The following is a 475-nucleotide window of genomic DNA, read 5'->3' as shown; positions in this document are numbered from 1 at the left end:
GGCAGATGCACTGCGATCCAGAACGGCATGATCGGGAGTGTTTGGATCGAAAACGTCCGACAAAGCGTCGAACGCCACAGAAGACGAAGGAGACGAAAGCGCGGCCAGCAATTTCGCCGTGGCCGGATCCATGATGAACGGCTCGACGGGCGGCACAGGCAACGGACGCACAGAAGCGCGACCGGCCCGAATCGGATCCGCCAACGGCAGCAGCAATGGAGATTCACGCAACGGCCCGCGCCGCTTGTGGAAGAGGATGGACAGCACATCGGCGCCAGCCGGCTCCAGCCCCAGCCGCAGTACCGCCGGCGACGACTCACGCTGCGCCTGGGCCGGCCGGAACAACCAGATGGCGCTCTCTCCAGCCTGGGCCAACACTTGCAGCCTGCGAAGCTCTCCTGGGCGTGCCCGGTTCAGCCAGACCAGTACTCCGCCGAAAGCCTTGCTGCGTAGAACCTGCTCGGCTGCCCACAGA

General features: G+C 64.8%; 1 pseudogene. It reads right to left on the bottom strand.

The annotated features are described in order from the left end of the window. Positions 1-475: pseudogene (locus tag D7X74_RS42360) on the bottom strand (hypothetical protein); the annotation flags it as partial.

Source organism: Corallococcus sp. CA047B (assembly GCF_003612065.1).
Taxonomy (GTDB): domain Bacteria; phylum Myxococcota; class Myxococcia; order Myxococcales; family Myxococcaceae; genus Corallococcus; species Corallococcus praedator.
The sequence above is the reverse complement of the archived record's forward strand: the minus strand, read 5'-3'. Positions and strand labels throughout refer to the sequence as shown.